The sequence below is a fragment of the Salinisphaera sp. T31B1 genome (assembly GCF_040361275.1).
Taxonomy (GTDB): Bacteria; Pseudomonadota; Gammaproteobacteria; order Nevskiales; family Salinisphaeraceae; genus Salinisphaera.
The window spans coordinates 373,316-396,055 of sequence record NZ_APNH01000003.1 but is presented as its reverse complement, the minus strand read 5'-3'; the positions used below and the strand labels follow the sequence as shown (position 1 = coordinate 396,055).

General features: G+C 66.3%; 26 protein-coding genes. 18 read left to right on the top strand and 8 right to left on the bottom strand.

What is annotated here, in order from left to right; genetic code table 11:
- The first annotated feature begins 18 nt into the window (after window positions 1–18).
- The gene (gene rpiA, locus T31B1_RS13295; RefSeq protein WP_353249994.1) at window positions 19–687 is read left to right on the top strand and encodes a ribose-5-phosphate isomerase RpiA; all 669 of its coding nucleotides are present in this window, start codon (window positions 19–21) and stop codon (window positions 685–687) included.
- Here the strand turns inward: rpiA and T31B1_RS13290 are convergent.
- The 3 genes from T31B1_RS13290 to T31B1_RS13280 form a co-directional block, all read right to left on the bottom strand.
- Complete coding sequence (locus T31B1_RS13290) at window positions 668–2,047, bottom strand: sensor histidine kinase (RefSeq protein ID WP_353249993.1); 1,380 nt, start codon at window positions 2,045–2,047, stop codon at window positions 668–670. The two genes, rpiA and T31B1_RS13290, sit on opposite strands and share 20 nt — an antisense overlap.
- Entirely contained in the window at window positions 2,044–2,727 is a 684-nt protein-coding gene (locus T31B1_RS13285) for a response regulator transcription factor (protein ID WP_353249992.1), read from the bottom strand. The genes T31B1_RS13290 and T31B1_RS13285 overlap by 4 nt, the downstream gene beginning before the upstream one ends.
- Before the next feature lie 62 nt (window positions 2,728–2,789).
- Entirely contained in the window at window positions 2,790–3,194 is a 405-nt protein-coding gene (locus T31B1_RS13280; RefSeq protein WP_353250282.1) for a PepSY domain-containing protein, read from the bottom strand.
- Window positions 3,195–3,258: 64 nt separating this feature from the next.
- Here T31B1_RS13280 and T31B1_RS13275 point away from each other — a divergent pair, with 64 nt between their 5' ends.
- The 4 genes from T31B1_RS13275 to moaCB all read left to right on the top strand — a co-directional run bounded on the left by T31B1_RS13275 (window position 3,259) and on the right by moaCB (window position 6,654).
- Window positions 3,259–3,543, top strand: a complete 285-nt coding sequence (locus tag T31B1_RS13275) for a PepSY domain-containing protein (RefSeq protein WP_353249991.1) — start codon at window positions 3,259–3,261, stop codon at window positions 3,541–3,543.
- 199 nt (window positions 3,544–3,742) lie between these two features.
- The gene (locus tag T31B1_RS13270) at window positions 3,743–4,897 is read left to right on the top strand and encodes an MFS transporter (protein ID WP_353249990.1); all 1,155 of its coding nucleotides are present in this window, start codon (window positions 3,743–3,745) and stop codon (window positions 4,895–4,897) included.
- Between the two features lie 102 nt (window positions 4,898–4,999).
- Window positions 5,000–5,737: a molybdenum cofactor biosynthesis protein gene (locus tag T31B1_RS13265; protein ID WP_353249989.1), complete on the top strand. Its 738-nt coding sequence runs from the start codon at window positions 5,000–5,002 to the stop codon at window positions 5,735–5,737.
- A complete protein-coding gene (gene moaCB, locus T31B1_RS13260) occupies window positions 5,734–6,654 on the top strand; it encodes a bifunctional molybdenum cofactor biosynthesis protein MoaC/MoaB (RefSeq protein ID WP_353249988.1) in 921 nt (306 codons plus the stop codon). Before T31B1_RS13265 ends, moaCB begins: the two co-directional genes overlap by 4 nt.
- A 119-nt stretch (window positions 6,655–6,773) precedes the next feature.
- Here the strand turns inward: moaCB and modC are convergent, their stop codons facing one another.
- Genes modC through modA form a run of 3 tightly spaced genes read right to left on the bottom strand, consistent with a single transcriptional unit; the run spans window position 6,774 to window position 9,382 of the window.
- Entirely contained in the window at window positions 6,774–7,874 is a 1,101-nt protein-coding gene (modC, locus tag T31B1_RS13255; protein ID WP_353249987.1) for a molybdenum ABC transporter ATP-binding protein, read from the bottom strand.
- On the bottom strand, window positions 7,871–8,563 hold the full coding sequence (modB, locus tag T31B1_RS13250; RefSeq protein WP_353249986.1) for a molybdate ABC transporter permease subunit: 693 nt from the start codon (window positions 8,561–8,563) through the stop codon (window positions 7,871–7,873). Before modB ends, modC begins: the two co-directional genes overlap by 4 nt.
- Before the next feature lie 9 nt (window positions 8,564–8,572).
- Window positions 8,573–9,382, bottom strand: a complete 810-nt coding sequence (modA, locus tag T31B1_RS13245; RefSeq protein ID WP_353249985.1) for a molybdate ABC transporter substrate-binding protein — start codon at window positions 9,380–9,382, stop codon at window positions 8,573–8,575.
- Between the two features lie 228 nt (window positions 9,383–9,610).
- Between modA and T31B1_RS13240 the strand changes: the two genes are divergently transcribed.
- The 3 genes from T31B1_RS13240 to T31B1_RS13230 all read left to right on the top strand — a co-directional run bounded on the left by T31B1_RS13240 (window position 9,611) and on the right by T31B1_RS13230 (window position 10,838).
- Window positions 9,611–9,916 carry a hypothetical protein gene (locus T31B1_RS13240; protein ID WP_353249984.1) on the top strand — a complete coding sequence of 102 codons (306 nt, stop codon included), beginning with the start codon at window positions 9,611–9,613 and terminating at the stop codon, window positions 9,914–9,916.
- Window positions 9,917–9,963: 47 nt separating this feature from the next.
- Window positions 9,964–10,242 carry a hypothetical protein gene (locus T31B1_RS13235; RefSeq protein WP_353249983.1) on the top strand — a complete coding sequence of 93 codons (279 nt, stop codon included), beginning with the start codon at window positions 9,964–9,966 and terminating at the stop codon, window positions 10,240–10,242.
- Window positions 10,243–10,487: 245 nt separating this feature from the next.
- The gene (locus tag T31B1_RS13230) at window positions 10,488–10,838 is read left to right on the top strand and encodes a hypothetical protein (RefSeq protein WP_353249982.1); all 351 of its coding nucleotides are present in this window, start codon (window positions 10,488–10,490) and stop codon (window positions 10,836–10,838) included.
- A 114-nt stretch (window positions 10,839–10,952) separates the two neighbouring features.
- Here the strand turns inward: T31B1_RS13230 and T31B1_RS13225 are convergent, their stop codons facing one another.
- Both T31B1_RS13225 and T31B1_RS13220 read right to left on the bottom strand, forming a co-directional pair.
- Window positions 10,953–12,434 carry a sensor histidine kinase gene (locus T31B1_RS13225; RefSeq protein WP_353250281.1) on the bottom strand — a complete coding sequence of 494 codons (1,482 nt, stop codon included), beginning with the start codon at window positions 12,432–12,434 and terminating at the stop codon, window positions 10,953–10,955.
- Between the two features lie 2 nt (window positions 12,435–12,436).
- Complete coding sequence (locus tag T31B1_RS13220; RefSeq protein WP_353249981.1) at window positions 12,437–13,171, bottom strand: response regulator transcription factor; 735 nt, start codon at window positions 13,169–13,171, stop codon at window positions 12,437–12,439.
- Window positions 13,172–13,394: 223 nt separating this feature from the next.
- On the opposite strand from T31B1_RS13220, the gene T31B1_RS13215 reads away from it, so the two are divergent.
- The 10 genes from T31B1_RS13215 (at window position 13,395) to T31B1_RS13170 (ending at window position 22,695) form a co-directional block, all read left to right on the top strand.
- Complete coding sequence (locus tag T31B1_RS13215) at window positions 13,395–13,703, top strand: hypothetical protein (RefSeq protein ID WP_353249980.1); 309 nt, start codon at window positions 13,395–13,397, stop codon at window positions 13,701–13,703.
- Between the two features lie 61 nt (window positions 13,704–13,764).
- Complete coding sequence (locus tag T31B1_RS13210) at window positions 13,765–14,652, top strand: cytochrome b/b6 domain-containing protein (RefSeq protein WP_353249979.1); 888 nt, start codon at window positions 13,765–13,767, stop codon at window positions 14,650–14,652.
- Entirely contained in the window at window positions 14,645–15,430 is a 786-nt protein-coding gene (locus tag T31B1_RS13205) for a molybdopterin-binding protein (RefSeq protein ID WP_353249978.1), read from the top strand. Before T31B1_RS13210 ends, T31B1_RS13205 begins: the two co-directional genes overlap by 8 nt.
- Window positions 15,427–16,026 carry a peptide-methionine (R)-S-oxide reductase MsrB gene (msrB, locus tag T31B1_RS13200; protein ID WP_353249977.1) on the top strand — a complete coding sequence of 200 codons (600 nt, stop codon included), beginning with the start codon at window positions 15,427–15,429 and terminating at the stop codon, window positions 16,024–16,026. The genes T31B1_RS13205 and msrB overlap by 4 nt, the downstream gene beginning before the upstream one ends.
- A 162-nt stretch (window positions 16,027–16,188) precedes the next feature.
- Entirely contained in the window at window positions 16,189–16,662 is a 474-nt protein-coding gene (locus T31B1_RS13195; RefSeq protein ID WP_353249976.1) for a hypothetical protein, read from the top strand.
- A gap of 134 nt (window positions 16,663–16,796) precedes the next feature.
- On the top strand, window positions 16,797–17,249 hold the full coding sequence (locus tag T31B1_RS13190; RefSeq protein WP_353249975.1) for a hypothetical protein: 453 nt from the start codon (window positions 16,797–16,799) through the stop codon (window positions 17,247–17,249).
- A 136-nt stretch (window positions 17,250–17,385) separates the two neighbouring features.
- Window positions 17,386–18,066 (top strand): acetoacetate decarboxylase family protein, encoded by a 681-nt coding sequence (locus tag T31B1_RS13185; RefSeq protein WP_353249974.1) that lies wholly within the window; start codon window positions 17,386–17,388, stop codon window positions 18,064–18,066.
- Window positions 18,067–18,158: 92 nt separating this feature from the next.
- A complete protein-coding gene (codB, locus tag T31B1_RS13180; RefSeq protein ID WP_353249973.1) occupies window positions 18,159–19,421 on the top strand; it encodes a cytosine permease in 1,263 nt (420 codons plus the stop codon).
- A gap of 518 nt (window positions 19,422–19,939) precedes the next feature.
- The gene (locus tag T31B1_RS13175; protein ID WP_353249972.1) at window positions 19,940–21,790 is read left to right on the top strand and encodes an ABC transporter ATP-binding protein; all 1,851 of its coding nucleotides are present in this window, start codon (window positions 19,940–19,942) and stop codon (window positions 21,788–21,790) included.
- Window positions 21,790–22,695 (top strand): DMT family transporter, encoded by a 906-nt coding sequence (locus T31B1_RS13170; RefSeq protein WP_353249971.1) that lies wholly within the window; start codon window positions 21,790–21,792, stop codon window positions 22,693–22,695. Before T31B1_RS13175 ends, T31B1_RS13170 begins: the two co-directional genes overlap by 1 nt.
- Window positions 22,696–22,740: the final 45 nt, after the last annotated feature.

Here is a 22,740-nt window from a genome sequence, read left to right as displayed (position 1 = left end):
CCCGCCGCGAGCCACGCCATGAACAAGCAGGACGAACTCAAACGCGCCGCCGCCGAGGCTGCCTACGAACACGTACGCGACGGCGAGTACCTGGGCGTGGGCACGGGCTCGACCGTCAACCATTTCATCGACGTGCTGGCCGAGCGCCGGCCGGAGATTTCAGGCTGCGTGTCCAGTTCCAAGGCCACCACCGAGCGCCTGCGCGCCGCCGGCTTCGACGTCGTCGATCTGAACAGCAGCGGGGCGCTGGGGGTGTATATCGACGGCGCAGACGAAGCCAACGAACACCTGGAGCTGATCAAGGGCGGCGGCGGCGCACTCACCCGCGAGAAGATCATCGCCGGCGCGGCGCGCACGTTCGTGTGCATGGTCGACGAGTCCAAGCAGGTGGATCTGCTCGGACGCTTCCCGCTGCCGGTCGAGGTCATCGAGATGGCCCGGTCGAGCGTGGCCCGCGCCCTGGTCAAGCTGGGCGGCGAACCGGAGCTGCGCACCGGCTTCATCAGCGACAACGGCCATCCGATCCTGGATGTACACAATCTGGAGATCCTCAACCCGATCGAACTGGAAGACGCCATCAACGCCCTGCCCGGGGTGGTGACCGTGGGCCTGTTCGCGCGACGCCCGGCCGATGTGCTGATCGTGGGCACGCCCGACGGCGTTCAGGTCAGCCGCCGGAGCGCATGAGCCCGCGCCCGGCGCCGGGCCGGGGCTGGATCGGCAGTTCCAGTCGGGCCGACAGCCCGCCCAGGGCGGCCGGCGCGAGCGACAGCCGGCCGGCATAAGCCGATGCCAGATCGCTGACGATCGCCAGCCCCAGGCCCGAACCCGGGGTGGATTCGTCGAAACGCTGCCCGCGCTGTACGGCATCGCGCCGCTGGTCGGCGGTCAGACCGGGCCCGTCGTCGTCGACACGAATATGCAGCCGGCCATCGCCGGGTACGGCCCGCACCTCCACGATGCCGCGCGACCACTTGCACGCATTTTCCATGAGGTTTCCCATCATCTGTTCCAGGTCCTGCGCCTCGCCGGCAAACAGCAGATCCGGGGCACACTCGGTATCGATGACGCGCCCGGCATCGCCGAACAGCCGTTGCAGCGTGCGTGTCAGCCCGTCGATCACCGGCGCGACCTCGGTGACCACGCCGGAACGGCGCGCACCGGCGATGCGGGTACGCGCCAGATGCCAGTCGATCTGGCGGCGCATGGCATCGACCTGGCCCTGCAGCCGATCGGCACGTGCACTGTCGCCGGCGCGGGACAGACGATCCGCCTCGTTCGCCATGACCGACAGCGGTGTCTTGAGCGCATGTGCAAGATTGGCGGCCTGCTGACGAGCGCGTTCGATCAGCGCGTCGTTGTCGTCGAGCACGGTATTCAGGTCGTCCACCAGCGGCGCGACTTCGCCGGGATAGTCGCCCGAGACACGGCGCGCGCCAGCGCTGCGCATGGCAGACAGTTCGGCGCGCAGCTGGCGCAGTGGCCGCAGACCGAGACCGACCTGCAGTGCCGCGGCACCGATCAGCCCGGCTGCGAGCAGCCCGAGCGCGAGCACAAGGATGCGTCGGAATGCCGCCACCGCCGAGTCCACCGGCGCCAGCGTCGCGGCCACGGTGATCGTCAACGGTGAGCCATAGCGCGGCAGCGTGATGGTGCGCGCGACCGCCAACAGCGGGGCATCACGAACCCCGGTGATCCGCTGCGCGCCGTCGCCGACCGACGGATCGGCACTCAGCCGCTGCTGCCACAGTGAGCGCGAACGCAGCAGCGGCTGGCCGTCCGGGCCGCTGATCTGCCAGTAGCGACCCGACAGGGCGCGTTCATAGAGCGGATCGCTCAATGGCCGAACCGCGCTCAGCCGCCCGTCCGCGGTGACCGACAGATGCGACACCAGCTGTAGAAAATCGGCCTCCAGACGGCGACCCATTTCGCGTTCGATATGCTCCCGAAACAGCAGCGACAGCGCCAGACCGGTGACCACCAGTGCGACCACGATCCAGACCAGCGCCCCGGCAAAAAGCCGGCGTTGGAGCGAGGCACGGCTCAATCGCCGCTCCCCGTCCCAGCTGCCTCATCGGCAAAGCGATAGCCGAAACCACGCTCGGTGACGATGGCATCGACGCCGAGTTTGCTGCGCAGCCGGCGAATGAACACCTCGATCGTGTTCGAGTCACGATCGTAATCCTGGGCATAGATATGTTCGATGAGTTCGCTGCGTGAGACCACTTCGTCGGCATGATGCATCAGATACAACAACACCCGGTATTCGTGCCCGGTGAGCTTGACTGCCCGCTGGCCGACGCTCACCCGGGCGCTGCGGGTATCGAGCGTGACACCGCCGCGTTCGAGCACCGCCGAGGCCGAGCCGTTGGCGCGCCGGATCAGTGCACGCAGGCGTGCGAGCAGCTCTTCCATGCGAAAGGGCTTGGCCAGGTAGTCGTCCGCGCCGGCGTCGATGCCGTCGACCTTCTCGTGCCACTCGCCGCGGGCAGTCAGCACCAGCACCGGTACATCGACCCCTTCGGCGCGCCAGCGCCGCAGCACGCTCAGGCCGTCGAGCTGCGGCAGGCCCAGGTCCAGCACCACCGCATCATAGGGCTCGGTGGCCCCGCGGTAGGCAGCGTCTTCGCCGTCGTGCGAGACATCGACCGCATAGCCGGCTTCGGTGAGCGCTTCGAGCAGTTGTTCGGCGATGGTGGGTTCGTCTTCGACGATGAGCAATCGCATGCGGTGTGCTTCCTCGGCAATGAAATCGCCGGACCCGTCGGGATCGTCGGCGGCTTCGGACGTCAGTCGGGCGTGCCGGCGGGCACGCAGCGCAGTTTCGCTAGATGGTGGCCTTCGGCCTCCAGCAGCCGCAGATCGCGGGCATCGTATTCGAGTTCGGCAACATCGCCACCCGGGCCCAGGAGTTTGATCTCGTAGATCCATAGCCCGTCGTCGCGATCCAGCTCCATTTCCACAAAGCGGGCGTCGCAATCCCGCTCGATACGGGCCAGCAGGGTGGAAAACGGCCGTATTTCGCCGGCGGCCAGAGCGCGGCGCGCCGCCTCCATATCGTCGTCGTCGGCATGTGACACTCCGGCCGCGAGCGCCAGACCCAACGCGGCCGCAACCGACCACAACGGTACCGATAGTCGTGTGTGCATGGCGCGATTGGACGGCTGCGGCGATGAATTACCGATGAACGTCATGTTCACGATCGATTCGTCGGCCCGCCCCTAGTCTTCGTCTCGAACTCACCCAATGGAGACCTCCATGCACAACCGGAAACTCATCACCCTGACCGCCGCCGCCGCTCTGATGGCCGGCAGCGCCACCGCTATGGCCCAGACCGACAACAGCCAGACGATGCCTTCGGGCATGTCGATCGGCGAGATCGCCTCCGCGCTGGAAGACAAGGGCTATACCCGGATCGACAGCATCGACCGAGAGATGGATCGCTACGAAGTCGACGCCACCGACCCCAACGGTCAGCGGGTCGAGCTGACCGTCGACGCGCGTTCGGGCGAGGTGCTGCGCAGCGAGCGCGACGACGATTGAGACCGGCCTGCCCGGCCCTCGGCGCAACACACGTCGAGCACGAAAGCCCGCCCGTCATACGGCGGGCTTTTTTGTGGTCGCTGCCGGCCCGGTGACCGACGCCGGTGCCTGCGCTAAGCTTGCGCGCCGTTTTTCTGCGGACCTGCGCTTGAACCCGACTCATTCCCCGCCTCCGAACCCGCCGGTACTGACTCCGTCGATGCCGCTCGTCTGGCTCATGGCCGTGGCCTGCGGCCTATCGGTCGGCGGTATCTACTACGCCCAGCCGTTGCTCGACCTGCTCGCGCGCAGCTTTGATGTATCCGGCGCGGCGGCGGCGTCGATCATCACCGTGGTTCAGCTCGGTTTCGTCGGCGGGCTGGTGTTTCTCGTGCCGCTGGGCGATTTCGTCAACCGCCGGCGTCTGGTGCCGGCCATGAGTCTGGCCGCCGCGGCGGCCATGGGCTGTGCCGCGGCCGCCCCCGGCTTCGCCGGCTTTCTCGCGGCCAGCTTCTTCATCGGCCTGAGCTGTACCGGCGCCCAGGTCATGGTCCCCATGGCCGCCCATCTGGCCGCTGAAACCCAGCGGGGTGCTGTGGTCGGACGGGTGATGAGCGGGCTGCTGATCGGTATTCTGCTGGCACGGGCCTTCGCCGGACTGCTCGCGGACGCCTATGGCTGGCGAACCGTCTTCGCCAGTGCAGCGCTACTGATGCTGGTGCTCGCCGGCGTGCTCTACCGCTATCTGCCCGACACCGCACCCAGCGAGCAACGCATGGGCTATGCCCGCATGCTGGGCTCGATCGGCGCCCTGCTTGCCCACGAGCCATTGCTGCGTCGGCGTATCGTGTACGGCGCACTGGGCTTTGCGGGCTTCACGATCCTGTGGACCACCTTGCCGTTCCTGTTGGCGCGTGCACCATATGGCTACAGCGAAACCACGATCGGCCTGTTCAGCCTGCTGGGCGCGGCCGGCGCGGTCGGCGCATCGCTGGCCGGCAGCCTGCACGATCGCGGACGTACGCGAGCCGGCACGGCCCTGTTCATCGGCGCCGCCCTGCTTGCGTTCGTTGTCATGGGCGTCCTGCCGCACTCGCTGGCGGCGGTGGTGATCGGCATTCTGCTGATGGATCTGGGCGTTCAGGGCGTCCAGATCCTCAACCAGAGCACTATTTACACCCTCCGACCGGACGCCCGCAGCCGGATCACCACGGCCTATATGAGCGGATTCTTCATCGGCGGCGCGCTCGGTTCGCTGCTGGCCGGGTTGGCGATCGACGCGGCCGGCTGGCCGGGCGCAATGGCGCTGGCGGGGCTGCTGGAGGCCGCCGCCCTGGCTTTCTGGTTCACCGAGCCGCGTCAGCGCAGCCGATGATCCATCGCCCGGTATCGGCCGGCGCTAACGCCGTTGCGCCGGGCGTCATCGCCGTCTAGCCTTGGCCCAGCCCTGCGGTACGCCGCCCCACCTGCAGATCTCATGAGCGAACTTGTCAACGTCACCGTCGAGTGTTTCGGCGCGCTGGAATCGAGCCTAGGCGATGCACGGCTGACGCTTGCCGTCGGTCCGCCGCATACCGTGGCCGCACTGATCCAGACCGCCCAGCGCGATTTCCCCGGCGCCGCCGATCTGTTGTCGCGCACCGCCTGCGCGCGCGGCGACCAACTGCTTGCCGCCGATGAACCGCTGCGCGAGCACGACACCATCGCCCTGATCCCGCCGGTCTCGGGCGGCCAGTGCGATCCCGGCACACAGGCGCACCTGACCGACGATGTCCTCGATCTGGACGCGCTGCTCGACGAGACCGACGATCCAGCCTGCGGTGCGCTGGTGGTGTTCGGCGGCACGGTGCGCCTGACCAACAACGGCCGCAACGTCGAGTCCATGGACTACTCGGCCTACGGCCCGCTTGCCGCACGCACGCTGGCCGATATCGAGCGCGAGACGATTGCCGCCTTTGATATCCACAGCTGCCGGCTCCAGCACCGGACCGGGCGGCTGACGCTGGGCGAGGTCAGCGTGTACGTCGTGGTACGCGCAATCCACCGTGACGCCGCGTTCGAGGCCGCGCGCCATGCGCTGGAACAGCTCAAGGCCCGTGTCGCGGTCTGGAAGAACGAATACTACGCCGACGGCAGCAGTGCGTATCTCGAAGGCACGGAAGTACCCCGGCCCGAGCGTCCGGTCGCCGATCAGAACCAGGAATCCGAATCATGAAAGACGTCGGCATGAAGCCCGAATCGCTGCGTTCGGCCACCGCCACGGCCACGTTCCACGCGCCGGCCGACTGTATCGAGCGTATCCGCCACCGCGATACTGAAAAAGGCGACCCGCAGGCCACTGCCCGAATCGCCGGTATCCTGGCGGCCAAGCGGACCGACGAGCTGCTGCCGTTGTGCCATCCGCTGCCGATCCATGCCGCCGAGGTGCACTTCGAGTTCGCCGACAACCGGGTGATCATCGAAGCCGAGGTTCACACGATCGGGCCGACCGGCGTGGAGATGGAAGCACTCACCGCCGCCAGCATGGCCGCACTCACGCTCTACGACATGCTCAAGCCCTATGCCGAGCCGGCCGATCTGGCCATCGGCGAGACCCGGCTGCTCGACAAGACCGGGGGCAAGAGTCACTACAAGCGCACTCTCAAGCGACCGCTGTCGGCCTGCGTGCTGATGGTCTCGGACCCGGTGGCCGACGGCCACAAGCTCGACACCGCCGGGCGCCAGGTCGTCGACGGCCTCGAGGGGGCGGGGTTTATGCCCGTGGATTACCAGGTGCTGCCCGACGACGCGCCGCGCGTCGACGAGGCGCTGCGTGCGGCCATGGCCGCCAAAACGCATCTGATCATCACCGTGGGCGGCACCGGCATCGGTCCGAAGGATCGGGTGGTCGAGACCGTCGAACCGCTGCTGACCACACCCATGCCGGGTCTCATGGAGGCCGCCCGGGCCTTCGGCCAGCGGCGCACGCCGTATGCAGTGCTCTCGCGCGGGGTGTCCGGCTTTGCCCATGACAGTCTGGTGGCGACTTTTCCGGGCAGCCGCTCGGGCGCGAAGGAGACGCTGGCCGCACTGTTGCCAAGCCTGATTCACGTGTTGGAGATCCGCCAGCGCTTTGCCGGCCATGCCGGCTAGCAAGCCGGCCAGACCGCCGGGCAGCCGACGCGTCCCGACGGCTTGTCGGCGCCGGCTGCATCCGATGCACCGTCGTACGCGCCGTACAACGGCCAGACCGCGCTCATCAGCAAGCCGGGCTACAGACCGGCCAACCGCTCCCAGGCCTGTTCGGCCAGCGCCAGACTCTTGATCACGGCATGAACGGGCTGACCGACGGCCAGGTCGAGGGCGTCGGCCGAGCGTCGGGTAATACGCGCATCCAGACGCTGGTCGCCGACGCGGAGCACGACTTCGACGGCATAGTCCCCGTCGGCCTGTACGGCTTCGACGCGCGCCGCGAGCAGATTCAGCGCGCTGATTTCGACCGGCCGCTCACGCGCGAGCATGACATCGCGAGCCCGTACATGCAGGGTCACCCGATCGCCTGCGGCCTGCATCAGCTGCGGCACGTACAACGGCTGACCATCGCAGTCCAGACGTGTCAGCCCGTGCGGGCCGAGATGGTGGTCGATACGGGCCTGTAGCAAGACGCCGGCCTCGCGCGCCTGCCGCGCCCCCAGCAGGTCCGGGCGGGCCAGAAATTCCGCGGTCGGCCCGGAAAAAGCCACTCGGCCGTCGCGGATTGCCACGACATGACGACGGGCAAGGCGCAGCATCTCGTCGAGCTGATGAGACACGAACACGATCGGCAATTCGGTGTCGCGGCTGAGCCGCTCGATATAAGGCAGCACTTCGGCCTTGCGTGCCGCATCGAGCGAGGCCAGCGGTTCGTCGAGCAGCAGGAGGTCAGGCTCCGATAGCAACGCGCGGCCGATCGCAATCCGCTGCTGCTCGCCGCCGGACAGTCCGGCGACGCGGCGCCCGAGCAACGTTCCGATATCCAGCATGTCGACCACCTGATCGAAGTGCGCGCGGCGGCGCCGTCGGCCGGCGAACCACGCGCCGTAGCGCAGGTTGTGGGCCACGTTCAGGTGGGCGAACAGCCGCGCCTGTTGGAACACATAGCCGATCCGGCGTCGGTGGGCGGCCACCCGGATACCGCGGCTTTGATCGAACACGCAGCGGTCACCGATATCGACACGCCCTTCGCCCGGCTCGATGAGCCCGGCAATGATGCGCAGCAAGGTGCTCTTGCCGGCGCCCGACGGGCCGAACAGGCCGGTAATCCGTGCGTCGCTGGCAAAGCGGCAGCGCAGCATGAAATCACCCTGTTGATGGGTCACATTCAGCGAGATCATCGGCCGCTCGCCTGGATGCGTTTGACATGGCGGGCGACCACCTCGGAGGCGATCAGCGCGGCCAGCGACACCGCGACCGAAATCGCGATCAGATAACCCGCCTGGCGTTCGCCGCCCGGCACCTGGATGAATGTATAGATCGCCAGCGGCAGCGTACGGGTCTCACCCGGAATATTGGCGGCAAAGGTGATGGTGGCGCCGAACTCGCCCAGTGCCCGTGCGAACGCCAGGACCAGCCCCGCGATGACCCCCGGCAGCGCCAAGGGCAGCGTCACCGACAGCCAAACCCAGATCGGCGAGGCGCCCAGCGTGGCCGCTGCATCTTCCACGCGCGAGTCGATGGCCTCCAGCGACAGCCGGATGGGCCGGACCATCAACGGAAAACCCATGATCGCACCGGCCAGCGCCGCACCGGTCCAGCGAAAGGCAAAAACCAGCCCGAACGTGTGTTCCAGCCAACCGCCAACCGGGCTGTTGCGTCCCAGCGCCACCAGCAGAAGATAGCCGGTCACCACGGGCGGCAGCACCAGCGGCAGATGCACGACGGCGTCCACGACCATCTTGCCGCGCCAGCGCGAACGCGCCAGAAACCACGCCACGGCGAGCGCGAGCGGCAGGCTCGCGGCCACGGCGGTGGTGGCGACCTTCAGGCTCAGCCACAGCACCTCGGCCTGGGCGGTATCCAGCATCGCCCGTGCTCAGCGGCGACGCGCCGGCGCCGCGGCCCGCGCGAACCCCCAGCGCTTGAAGATCGCCGTCGCCCGGCTGCCCTGCAGGAAGCTCATGAACGCGTCCGCCAGCGGTTTGTCGACGTGCTTGAGAATCGCGGCCGGGTAGACGATCGGGTCGTGGCTGTCGGCGGGAAAGGTGTCGACCACGCGCACGTGAGGTTCGGCCACCGCGTCGCTGGCGTAGACCACACCCAGCGGCGATTCGCCACGTGCTACCAGCGCCAGCGCCGCGCGTACGTCGTCGGCCTGGGCGATATGGCCCTGCAGCGCCTCCCAGACGTGCAAGTGCTCGAACGCCTGTCGCCCGTACAACCCTGCCGGCACGGCCTCGGTATTGGCCATGGCCAGATAACGATCGCCGAGCGCACTCACGATCGGAAACCCCTGGGCGATTTTCAGCCGGGTATCGCGGTTGCGCGGTGCGACCAGCACCAGCGCGTTGGCCAGCAGATCGATACGGCTGTGGTTGTCGATGAACTCGTCGGTCTCGACCCGATCCATCCAGTCCTGGTTCGCCGAGACATAGATATCGGCCGGCGCGGCGCGCTCGATTTGACGCGCCAGTGTCGAACTGCCGGCATAGCTGATTCTGATGTCGCCGCCGTGAGTTTCTTCAAACGCCGTGGCGACATCATCCATCGCGTTCTTGAGGCTCGCTGCGGCAAAGACCAGCAATGAATCGTCGGCGGCGTAGGCCGGCCGGTAGAACATCGCAAGCAGACACAGGGTCAGCAGGACGGCCCGGGAACCGAGGCCGCCGACAGAGCGATTCAACATGCCGGATTTCCTATCGGAGCGCGGAACGTGGTCGCCGTCCGCGCGGATTTCGATATATAGCCTACTACATAGCGGCCCGCACGGTCGACCGCCGGACCGGCCAAGATGCGCGGCGCGTCGATTTCGATCGCGCGCTATTGTTTTTCCCGCAATCATCCCTATATCTATCGCAACGCAGATTTTGATAGTTCCATTTCATAGACCGCCCCGCGCGGATGGAGATTTGCCATGAGCCATAAGACCCCTCTTCTGAGCGCTGTTGCCGCCGCCCTGCTGCTCGGCGCCTCGAGCGTTGGCCTTGCCGACACCGGTGCCCGTGCCGACCAGGAGCCCCCGATCAACATCGAGGCCGGCGGTACGCATCTGGAAGACGGCATCACCGGTACGCCGGAAACCAAGGCCGCACAGGTGCCGAACCACAGTCGTTCCGAGCACGGAAGCGACAACCGCAGCGATGTCAGCGTGGACAGCATGTCCAACCGCCGTGATCCGCTGCCCAATGACGGCGACCAGCTGAACAACAAGGCGTTCTGATCGCCGCCTCGATTCGATCCGCCGATCTGCCCAACCAAGGAATTGCCATGTCATACGACCGATCCACACTGACCCGTATCGCGGCGGGCGCTCTGTGCGGCATCGCCGTGCTGAGTGGCGGCGCGGCCGTCGCCGCCGGCCAGTCCGAAGCGCCGAGTGCCGAGCAGCATGAGCCCTCGGACAACGGCGACCGGATGAGCTACGACCACGCCACACGGAAACAGACCGACGACCGGGCCAAATCCGACACGTCGGCCGCGCCGGCCGATCCGGCCAAGCCCAACCAGGACGCCGGTACGACCCAGGGCTCGGACTACACGCAGTAATCGCGCGAGTCGAATCAGCCGGCACACGGCCGCTCGACGGCCGTGTACCGAGTCTCCCGGCAGCCCGCACAAGGGGCCGCCGGGGCTCGGTCTGTAGAACTTCGGATAGTTTTCCCGGTCTGATGTCGTAGTATGTAAGCGTCGCGCAGGGCCGGCGCGACCCGGTTTGTCGTTCGGCGGCGTACCGCGTTCGGCCATACCGGGCATAGCAGCCCGGTCCACGAAAAAAACAAGGAGCATCCAATATGCAGTCATCCAAACGCACCACCACCGCATTGATGTGCTCGCTGGCATTCGCCGGCGCGCTCACGTTCGGTACTGCCGCGCTTGCCCAAAGCAGCAGCACGGGCGACACCGACATGTCCACCGATAGCGGCATGACACACGAAGACAGCATGACCCCGAGCGGTGAGAGCAGCGGTACCATGAAGCACGACAGCATGGACCACGGCACAACCGGCCAGGACAGCGAGTCGACCCACGACCAGATGTCCAGCGAACAAGGCATGACCGATGACAACTCGTCGTCGCAGCCGGAAAATTCCAACATGGACATGCCCGGCGATTCGGATAAAACCAGCACCGACAGCATGTAGTAAGACTTCGCCGAAACGCCGCGCGCGTTTCGCAGTCGAAAAAAAGACGGCCCTCGGGCCGTCTTTTTTTTGGCGTGAAAACCGCGTTCTATACGCGATGGCCATCGAGGCGATTCAGCTGCTGGGCAGATCGAACATCATCCGCGCCCCGGCCCCGGGCCGGCTATCGATCTGAAGACGCGTGCCATGTCGGTTACAGATGTCCTCGACGATCGACAGGCCCAATCCCGATCCTTCGCCGCGCTCGCGCCCGGCACGCGTGCGATAGAACCGCTGAGTCACCAATCCGATCTCTTCCTCGGCCAGCCCTGCGCCGGTATCTCCGACACACACCTGTACGCGATCGCCTGTCGCCACGGCATCCAGCCATACCAGCCCGCCGGGGGGCGTCGCCTGCAAGGCATTGTCGATCAAATTGGTCAACAGTCGGTCGATCAGCGCCAGATCGGCCCGGACCAGAGTCTGGGTGGACATACGACGTATCTCGAGCCGCACCTGTGCGGCCTCGGCCTGCGGCTGGAATTTGCCGGCGATGTCATAGGCCAGCTCGGCCAGAGAAAATGGTTCTTCGTTCAAGGGCCGTTCGTGTGCATCGAGCCGTGCGAGCGTGGACAGCTGCTCGGCGAGCTGGGTCAGCCGGGCTGCGTTCGCCAGAATCGCATCCAGATGTGCGCGGCGGGCCGCCGACGTCAGCGTGTCGCCGCCCTGCAGCCGCTCTGCATAACCCTGTAGCGAGGTCAAAGGCGTACGGAAGTCGTGCGACAGATTGGCCACCAGTTCCCGGCGCTGGCGATCGTTCTCGCGCAGCGCATTGAGCTGGATCTCAATGGTAGCCGCCATGTCGTTGAACGCGCGCCCTAGCCGGCCGATCTCGTCGTTGCGTATCGGAGTAATACGCTGGCCCGAGTGGCCCTCGGCAAAACGCTGTACCGCATGGGTCAGGCGCGTGAAACGCCGTGTGAGCACGGCAAACAGCAACAAGCCGAGAATACCGGACAGCAGCAGCGCGAGACCGCCCGCGATCAACAGCGTCCGCGTAATGCTGCTGGTGCGCAGCATGGCGAACATCGACATGCGTCGCCCGGCATCCAGCACCACGAACAGATAGCCGGGCGTGGCCTGGTGACCGTACTCGACCTGAGCCACCGAAAACACGCTGGCCTGACGACTGCAAGGCGCGACGGCGAACACTGGCAGCATCGGCTCCGCACCCAGCAGCCGGTCGAGCGGCTGCGTATCCACCGGCGACGGGCGCGTACAACCGGGTCGGCCATAGTCGCCGACGACCCGGCCCTGGTGATCCAGCACGTACAGCGACAGCGAAGGGTTGATCGACAGGATCAGTCGCGCGGCCTCGGCGGCCGCCGCGCTGGCCGGCCCGTCGGCCAGCGGCGCGCGCATGACCTGGGCCAGATTGTCCGCCAGGTCGATCTGCATCCGCTGCTGGAATTCGCGGCCGAGCTGATCGAACTGGCTGACCGCGATCCAGGCCGCGGTTACCGACAGCACCAGCAAACTCGCCAGGTAGACCAGCGCGATCCGCGCATACAGGCTGTGCCAGAAAGCCCGCAGCGCGTCCGCTCCGTATCGGCGCACGCTCAAGCGCCGGGTCCTCGGCGCTGATGCGCGGCTTCGCTGACGGCGTCGGCGAACCGATACCCCACCCCCCAGACCGTATGGATATATCGCGGACTGGCTGCATCGGCCTCGATTTTTCCGCGCAGCCGGTTGATATGCGTGTTGACCGTATGGTCGAAGCCGTCGAACTCCGGCCCCCAGACGGCGTCGAGCAGCTCGCCGCGCGAGAACACCCGGCCCGGATGACTCGCGAACAGCAGCAGCAGCGCGAACTCCTTCGCGGTGAGGGCCAGCGGCGTGCCGGAGAGGGTGACCCGGTGCGCCTGCCGGTCAATGCTGAGCTCGCCGAACACATGCGGCGTGGCTTCACCGGCGGGCGCGTCGGCAGGCGCGGGCGGGCGACGACGCAGCAGCGCCTGAACGCGCGCCAGCAGAATGCTCGCCTCGAACGGCTTGGTCATGTAGTCGTCAGCGCCGATCTCCAGGCCTCGCACCACATCCGAGGTGCCGGCCTTGGCCGTGAGCATGATCAACGGCAGGCCACTGTCGCGACGTCGGATTTCCCGGCAAACCGTCAAACCGTCGGTATCCGGCAGCATCAGATCGAGCAGCACGAGCGAAGCCTGCGGCCAACGTGCGAGCGCCTGCTCGCCGGTACGTGCCCAGTCCGCCGGATAGCCGGCCTCGCCGAGGATCGCCATCAGCAGGCGGCCGATGTCCGGGTCGTCTTCGACGCAGAGAATGCGTTGTGCCATGAATCGGTGCTCGGGCGGATACGCGTGACGTGCTTATCCTAGCGCTCGCCACGCCCGTCCTCATCACGATCGCGTCACGAACGTGATCTCGCGGGCGTGACCGATTCGTGATGACTGGTCCGGTTGTGCATCACAGGATGGACTGCGATCGTACCCAACGGTGCGAGCACCTCGGGCCAAGCCGGCCCGGTGTCATCATTCGAAAATCCAGAGGAGACGCACAATGTCCCTATCCAAACCCTCCAAGTTCACCGCCCTCGCCGCAGCGCTGGCCTGTTCCACCTGTCTGTTCTGGGCCGCCTCGGCCAGCGCGATGGACGACGACCACATGTCCGATCAGAGCACGACGGGCATGCAGGACGACAAGGCCGCCGAAGGCCATACCCAGGGCATGAAACACGATGACGGCATGTCCCACGACAACAAGATGAAAAGCGACAGCATGTCGCCCGACGACAAGATGTCCGGCGACGCCATGAAAGGCGACAAGGGCGAGTCGCACGACGGCATGAGCCACGACAACAAGATGTGACGAGCACGGCCTGCCGGCTGCCCCAACCGGCCGGCAGGCTTGTCTGTTCAGCGAGTACATCATGAATACATCCACCCGTCCCACCGACACGCCGCGCGCACCTGCAGCCAGGCTGTCGTCGACCGTCATCAAGCGCCACGGCTGGGCGACTCGTGCCTGGCATTGGCTCAACGCAATCTGTCTGCTCGTCCTGCTGATGAGCGGCCTGCAGATATTCAACGCGCATCCGGCCCTGTACTGGGGCCAGACATCGCATTTCGATTCGCCGTTGCTGGCCATGGGCGCAATGCGCGGCCCCGACGGCAACCCGATGGGCGCGACCCGCGTACTCGGGCACCAGTTCGATACCACCGGGCTATTCGGGCTGTCGGAGGCCAACGGGGAGTTGGCCCAGCGCGGCTTTCCGGCCTGGGCGACGCTGCCGAGCTCGCAGTGGCTCGCGCTGGGCCGCAACTGGCACTTCACCGCCGCATGGATTTTCGGCCCGTCGCTGCTGGTCTATTTGCTCTATACCGTGGTCAGCTCGCGCCGTCGCCGGATGATCTTTCCTTCCAGAGCCCAATGGCGGGGGCTACCGCGCACGATATGGCATCACATGCGGTTTCGGTTCGATCACGCGCGCGATTACAACGGGCTGCAGAAGCTGACTTATATCCTCGTGCTGTTCTGCCTGCTGCCGCTGATGATTCTCACCGGTTTGACCATGTCGCCGACCATGAACGCGGCCTGGCCGTGGCTGCTGGATATCTTCGGCGGCCGGCAGAGCGCGCGTACCCTGCATTTCATCTTCGCCTTTTCGCTGGTGGCGTTTTTCATCGTGCATATCCTGCTCGTGCTGGTCTCGGGCGTATTCAACAACCTGCGCTCGATGACCACCGGCGGTTATCGCCTGCCCCAGGATGCGAACGACGGCCGGCCGGCCGCCAAGGGAGCCGCCGACCATGACTAAGCGCAAGCTCATCGTTCCCGATCCGCGACGTCGCCGGCTGATTACCGGCCTGGGGGCGCTCGGTGCCACGGCCGCGCTGACCGGCTGCGACAGCCTGTCGCGCAACGACCAGGTGCAGTCGTTTCTGGACAATACGCAGTGGCTGACACGCTATGCCCAGCGGCTGGTCGCCTCGCGCGAGTCGCTGGCTCGCGAATTCGATGCCTCCATGATCGCCGACACCTTTCGGCCCAACGGCACGACCAACCCCGACAACGAAGACTATCAACGAATGGCCGCGGCCAACTTCGTCGATTACCGACTGGCCGTCGACGGCCTGGTCGATCGGCCGGGCGAGTTTTCGCTTGAACAGCTCAAGGCACTGCCGTCACGTACCCAGATCACCCGTCACGACTGTGTCGAGGGCTGGAGCTGCATCGGCCAGTGGACCGGCGCGGTGCTGGGCGATCTGCTGGACCAGGTGCGGCCCAAGGACAGCGCCCGTTTCGTGGTCTTCCATTGCGCAGACAACACCTACGGCGGCCCGGTGAAGTACTACGAAAGCCTCGATATGGTCGAGGCCTATCATCCGCAGTCGCTGCTGGCCTACAGCCTGAACGGCGCCGATCTGCCGATCGCCAACGGCGCACCGATTCGTCTGCGGGCCGAACGCCAGCTCGGCTACAAGAACGCCAAGTATGTGATGCGTCTGCAACTCGTCGACAACTTCCGCGATATCCAGGGCGGCAAGGGTGGCTACTGGGAGGATCGCGGCTATGAATGGTGGGCCGGGCTATGAAAATATCCTCGAGACACGCACACGCCTCTGACACCATCGCCGACCCGGGCCGCCGACGCACGCTCAAGCTGATCGGGGTCGGCGGTGGCGCGCTGGCACTGGCCAGCCTCGGTCTGGCACAGGTGGCACGGGCGGCCGAGCCGGCGACCGTCCGGCTCGTGGTCTTCGACGAAAACGGCCAGCGCATCGGCGAACGCCGGTTGGCCAAGGTCGTCAAAAGCGACGCCGCCTGGCGCGAACAGCTTTCGGACGCCGCCTATCGGGTGACCCGTCAGGCCGGCACCGAGCGCGCCTACAGCGGAGATTACGAGAAGCCGGAGCAACCCGGGATCTACCGATGTATCTGCTGCGATACCGCGCTCTACGATGCGGCGACGCAGTTTCATTCCGGCACCGGCTGGCCGAGTTTCTGGCAACCCATCGCCCCCGAGAACGTCGCCGAACACACCGATACCAGCTTCGGAATGCGCCGCACCGAGATCGTGTGCCGGCGCTGCGATGCGCATCTGGGCCACGTGTTTCACGACGGTCCACGGCCGACCGGCCTGCGCTATTGCATGAACGCGGTGGCGATGCGCTTCGTGGCTACGGCCTGAGCTAGCGGCGGCCGATCGGCCCAGACTCGAATCTCGTAAATACCCGGGACGACATACGACTTTAGGCGTATTTTTTTGCGCTGCAACACTTGATCGCTTCGAGACGGCCCCAAACATCTTCGGCATACAGCTTTCGATGTTTGTCCAGACTCCGGAGTTCTCATGAAGTCTTCAATATTGCAGACCGGCCGGTTGCTCGCCGTCTCGACCCTACTCGCCCTGGGTGCCGCAAGTACTGCCTCGGCCCAACAGGGTGCCCTTCAGGCCTTGCAGCCCGATCCTGTGGCGACACCGGCGCCGGCCGCAGACAACGGTCATGCCGCCGCCGATCGTCTGGCCGCCTCCCTGGATGCGTATAACGCACGTGCCGTACCCGGGGCCATTGCCGACGGCCATGCCGCGCCGACGGCTATCGGCGACGCCCCGGCCCCCGCGGCCGGCCGACTGGCAGCCGCCGTCGATGCCTATAACCAGCGCGACGTCGCCGGCGCGATCGCCGCCCGTGACACCCATCCGGTAGCGAGCACGTCCGGCCCGCACCGCGAGGCGCTTGATCTCGGCCGCGAGATCACGCGCTACAACGCGACCGGCGGGCACAGCAATATCCTCGACGGTCAGGCGTCCAACCTGCGCTAGGCGAACAGGCGATCTGCCGGCAGCCCTGGTCGCTCACAGGCGCCGGGGCTTTTTTATGCGGCGCAAGACACAAAAAAAAGCTACGCTGGGGATCACAACAATAAAGGCGCCGTCATGAGCGCCGGAGGGAGACCATGACAGACCACCATTTCGATCGTTTCGTTGCGGCCGCCGTTATCGCCGCCGTCACCGCGCTGAGTCCGCTTGCACCGGCCTGGGCCGCGGGCGAGGCAATGGCCGACCGGTCTTCGGATCAGACTGAACCGCTGGCCGACAAGATCAACAAGTACAACGAACGCCACAATGAGTCTCCCGCCATCGCCCACGATCGCGACCACGCGCAGCGCGACGACGGCGCTGATACGGGCATGACCGATCCGTCCCAGGCGTCCTCGATGGGACAACGTGTGGATCGCTACAACCAGTCGAGCGAGCCCGATCGCAGTGGCGCGGCATTGCCCGAGCAACAGCCACCGGGCGCGGCCGACAACAGCGGCGACTATGGCAACCCCGAGGCCGAAGGCTTGGGTCACCGTATCGACCGCTATAACCAGCAGAACGAACGGAGCGGTGCTGTCCAGAAATAGCCCCGTGTCCCCGTACCGGCCGCGGGCGGGGTCCAACGCCGGTGGCCGTTCGCAAGCCGCACGCTGCCGGACGTGACCTGCAGTCGGCGCCGGTGCGGATCGGGCATAGCCTGAGCATGTACCGGCCCGAGCCCGGATGACGACAGCGCAATCACGACCACGGCTGGTGCCCCCACCATGGCGTCTGACCGGACACGCTTATGTGATCGGGCTCTACTGCAGCCGTGCGTTCGCACAGGCCTGCCAGACAGAGGCATCCGGCACACCGGGCCGCGCACTGGGCGGGCTCGGTGTGTTGATGGTCGTCGATTATCACGCGAGCGATATCGGCCCGTACCGCGAACTGCTGCTGTGCCCTGGCCGGTTCGCTTCGGGCGGACGCCGAAGGCCGGCGATCACCCATATCTGGGTATCCACCCGCGAAAGCGTCGTCAACGGCCGCCACCACTGGGGGCTGCCCAAGAAGCTCGCGGAATTCGATAACCGGTGCATCGGCGGGCGCGAAATCATCCGGGTGCAGCGAACCAGCCGGCCCGCGGTCACCTTCGACTTCCGACCGACGGGGCCGCGGTTGCCAATCGGTACGGCGCTGGTGCCGCGCGCCTGGCGCACCCTGTTACAGACTGCACAAAGCCAGCGCTATGCCACAACACCGACCGCAAGTGGGCGGCTGCGAGCCGCGCGCCTGTGCGGCTATCATAACCCGCCCGGCAGCGGGTTTCCGGATATCAGCGGCCAGCGTCGGCTATGCGTTCTGGCCATCGATTCGCTCGTACTCGAATTCCCGACAGCGTGCGTGGAACCAGTGCAAGGCTGATCGTTTCCTGTCTGGCACGCCCATTGCCTTGTACATGAAACCGTTTACCGCCGTGCGGCAACCGCCCGCGCTTTCCAGCTGACAGCAGAGCCATGTCCGAAACCCACACGACGTCCGACGATTACGAATTGACCGCCGTACCGGCGCACGCCAGGCGCGGCTTCTGGACCATGTTCGCAGTGATGCTGGGCTTCACCTTCTTTTCGGCCAGTATGTGGGGCGGCGGCACGCTCGGCGAAGGGCTGACGCTGGCCCGATTCGTGTGGGTCGTGCTGGCGGGCAACCTCGTGCTGGGCCTGTATGCCGCCTGTCTGGCCCTGGCCGCCAGCCGCACGGGGCTGTCCACCCATCTCATCAGCCGCTATGCCTTTGGCGTCCGCGGCTCCTGGTTGCCCTCTTTCCTGTTGGGGGCGACCCAGGTGGGCTGGTTCGGCGTGGGTGTGGTGATGTTCGCCCTGCCCGTACAGGTGGCCACGGGCATCGATACCTACCTGCTGATCGGCATCGGCGGCGTGCTCATGACGGCCACGGCCTATCTCGGTTTCAAGGCACTGGCCGTATTGAGCTTCATCGCCGTGCCCGCCATCCTCGTGCTGGGCAATCTGTCGGTCGGCCTGGCTGTGGGCGAGGTCGGCGGGCTCGACGCACTCGCGGCGATCCAGCCGTCGGACCCGATCACGCTGGCGGTCGCGCTGACGACCTGCATCGGCTCGTTCATCAGCGGCGCTACGCTGACGCCGGACTTCGTGCGTTTTGCCAAGACACCCGCGATCGGCGTCGCCACCACGCTGATCGCCTTTTTTCTGGGCAATTCGCTGATGTTCACTTTTGGTGCAGTGGGCGCGCTGGTCTATAGCGAGTCCGACATTTCCCAGGTGATGTTCGCCCAGGGATTGATCATTCCCGCAATCGTCGTGCTCGGGCTCAACATCTGGACGACCAACGACAATGCGCTCTATGCCGCGTCGTTGGGATTTTCCAATATCACGGGCTGGCCCAAGCACTGGATCGTGCTCGCCAATGGGGCGATCGGCACCCTGGCCGCGTTATGGCTGTACAACAATTTCGTCGGCTGGCTGAGCTTTCTCAGCTCAGCGCTGCCGCCGATCGGCGCGATCCTGATCGCGGATTTCTTCGTCCTGGCCCGCGGCCGCTATCGCGCGCTCGATCAGATCGATCTCCGCGACGTCAACTGGACCGCCGTAGCCGCCTGGGCGGCCGGTTTTGCCGCGGCCAACCTGTTGCCCGGCATACCGCCGATCAATGCGGTGGTAGCCGCATTCGTCGTGTACCTGACCGCCAGTTATGCTTTTGGACAGGCCGGCGAACGACGCGCCGCGGCCTCGACGCGCTGACCGTATCGGCCTGCAGATCGTCGATACGCGCCTGCCGGATCGCGACGGCCGGTTCACGATCGATCTTCGGCGCTCGCATTGCGTCCATCCGCCCCACCGAGCCGTCGGCGACGCGCGGCGATGCGCCCGATGCCGATGGCCACGGATTGCCCGCAGGGCGTCCGGCCCAGCTGAACATCCTGGCTGGCGTGCGCATGTACGACGCTGTCCGGGCCCGCCCGACCGCGACGAGGGTATATCTGGATACGCTGCGCGCGGTGGCCTTCGACTTCTGAACACGCGCTCGCGTGGCGGGCAGGCGCCCGACCGACGTCCCACGCAGCAACGAACGACGACGCGTGCCCCAGTGCCGGGCGCGGCCTTGGCCTATTGCAGACACAGGCTGCGTCCCCGCTTGAAGATCGTCGTCGGGTCGGCGCTACCGTAATCATTGTCGGTCGCCGATGGGTCGTCACGGCGCGATCGCGGTAGACTGGCGCGCTGATCGTCACAGCCTCGCCCACGCGTACCGAAGCCGGATGTTTTCTTTTTTCGAGCGCCTGATTGCGCCGTTTCCCGACGACCCACGCGAGCCCCCGCGCGGCAACCTGTGGCGGTTCATCGTCTTTTACGCGCGCCCGGTCTGGCCACTGCTGCTGGCCATGGCGATTCTCACCGCGGCGATCTCGATCATCGAGGTCTCCCTGTTCGCCTTTCTCGGGCATATCGTCGACTGGTTCGCCCACAGCCCGCGCCAGACATTCGTCAGCGACAACGCCTGGGCGCTGTCGGGCATGGCGCTGGTGGTCCTGGTGATACTGCCGCTGCTGGTTTTCATCGAGGGGCTGGTGACGTTCCAGGCGCTGTCGGGCAATTTCCCGATGCGCTTTCGCTGGACGACGCATCGCTGGCTGCTCGGCCAGTCGCTGGATTTCTTCGCCGACGAATTCGCCGGTCGGGTGGCCACCAAGCTGATGCAGACCGCGCTGGCCGTGCGCGAGACGGTAATGAAGTTTCTCGATGTCATGCTCTATGTGGTGGTCTACTTCACCGGCATCGTGGTCCTGGTCGCCGGCGCGGACTGGCGCCTGGCGACGCCGTTCATCGCCTGGCTAGCTGCCTACGTCAGCCTGCTGCGCTACTTCGTGCCGCGGCTGGGGCATATCGCCGAGCGCCAGGCCGATGCCCGGGCGGAGATGACCGGGCGTGTGGTCGATGCCTATACCCATATCGCCACGGTCAAGCTGTTCGCCCACACAGAACGCGAGGGCGACTATGCCCGCGCGAGCATGCGCAGCTTTCTGAAGACTGTTTATGCCCAGATGCGCCGAATCAACGCGTTCTACGCCAGTCTGTATCTGATCAACTCGCTGCTGCTGCTCGCGGTCGCCGGCCTGGGCATCGCGCTATGGCAGTCGGCGTTGATCAGCGCCGGCGCGATTGCGGCTGCGATCGGCCTCGTGCTGCGGATCAACGGCATGGCGCAATGGATCATGTGGGAAGTCTCCCAGCTATTCGAGAACATCGGTACGCTGCGGGACGGCATGGCCACGTTCGCCCGCACCCAGTCGCTGGTCGATGCCGAGCACGCCGCGCCGCTGGCGGTCTCGGCCGGCGCCATCGCTTTCGAGCGGGTCGGCTTTCACTACGGTCGCGGCCACGGGGTGATCGACGACTTCTCCCTGACCATCGAACCCGGCGAGAAGATCGGACTCGTCGGCCGGTCCGGCGCGGGCAAGTCGACCCTGCTTTCCCTGCTGCTGCGTTTTCACGATCTAGAGACAGGCCGTATCGTCATCGACGGCCAGAACGTGGCGGATGTCACCCAGGCGTCGTTGCGAGCGGCGATCGGCATGGTCACCCAGGACAGCGCATTGCTGCACCGCTCGGTGGGCGACAACGTACGCTACGGCCGGCCCGATGCGAGCGATGCCGAGGTACGCACCGCGCTGGCCGCCGCTCATGCCGACGGCTTCATCAGCGAACTGGTCGACGCCCAGGGCCGGCGCGGTCTCGAGGCCATGGTCGGCGAGCGCGGGGTCAAGTTGTCGGGTGGCCAGCGTCAGCGTATCGCGCTGGCACGGGTGATGCTGAAGAACGCGCCCATCCTGCTGCTGGACGAGGCGACGGCCGCGCTGGATTCCGAAGTGGAGGCCGCGATCACCGAAAACCTGCATCGGTTGATGGCCGGCAAGACGGTCATCGCGGTCGCGCACCGGCTGTCGACCATCGCGGCGCTCGACCGGCTGGTGGTGATCGATGGCGGAGCCATCGTCGAAACCGGCCGCCACGAGACGCTGCTGGCCGCCGACGGATTATATGCGCGTCTCTGGCGCATGCAGTCGGGCGGCTTTCTCGCCGAAGACATCGACACGCGGGCGAGCGCGTGATGCCGGCGGTTCAGGGCAAGGCCTGGCTGGCCTACGTTCTGCTGCTGGCCACCACGCTGGCCTGGGGTGCGAACGCGGTGGCCGGCAAGTTCGCGGTCGGCCATATCAGCCCGCTGCTGCTCACGAATCTGCGCTGGGGTATCGCGGGGCTTGCCGTGCTGCCGTTCGCCTGGCCGCACCTGAAAGCCGATGCGGCGATGATCCGTCGTCACGCCCCGCTGCTGATCGCCTACGGCGCGATCGGTTTCGCCGGGTTCAACGGCGCACTCTACAGCGCACTCAATCACACCAGCGCGATCAACGTGGTCATTGAACAGGCCGGCATGCCGGGCGTGATCTTCGCGCTCAATTTTCTGGTCCTGCGCCAGCGCGTGACCACCCGTCAGATGCTCGGCTTCCTGCTGACCGTGGCCGGCGTGGCGTTGATCGTCTCTGCCGGCCAGCCGGCACGCCTGCTGGCCCTGGATCTGAACCGGGGCGATGCGCTCATGCTGGTGGCGATCCTGTGCTACGGCGGTTATACGGCAGCGTTGCGCGCCAAGCCCCGGCTGCACTGGCTGAGCTTCATCACCGTGATCTCCCTGGCCGCCTGGCTCGGCTCGCTGCCGCTCGCGGCCTGGGAGTTCACTGCCGGCACCGCCATCGTCCCGGACATCCGCGGCTGGGCGGTCGTGCTGTTCGCCGCGCTCGTGCCGGGGCTGATCGCACAGACCTGTTTCATCCGCAGCAACGAGCTCATCGGCGCCAATCGCGCCGGCGTGTTCATCAACCTGATCCCGATCTTCGGCACGCTGCTGTCGGTCGCCCTGCTGGGCGAAACACTGCATCTGTTCCACGTCGCGGCGCTGACCCTCGTGCTGGGCGGTATCGCGCTTGCCGAACGCCGACGCGCCGGCCGGTCCTAGGCCAAGGCCTGCGGCACCTGCCGTGTTCGGACCCGCGTTGGCCTG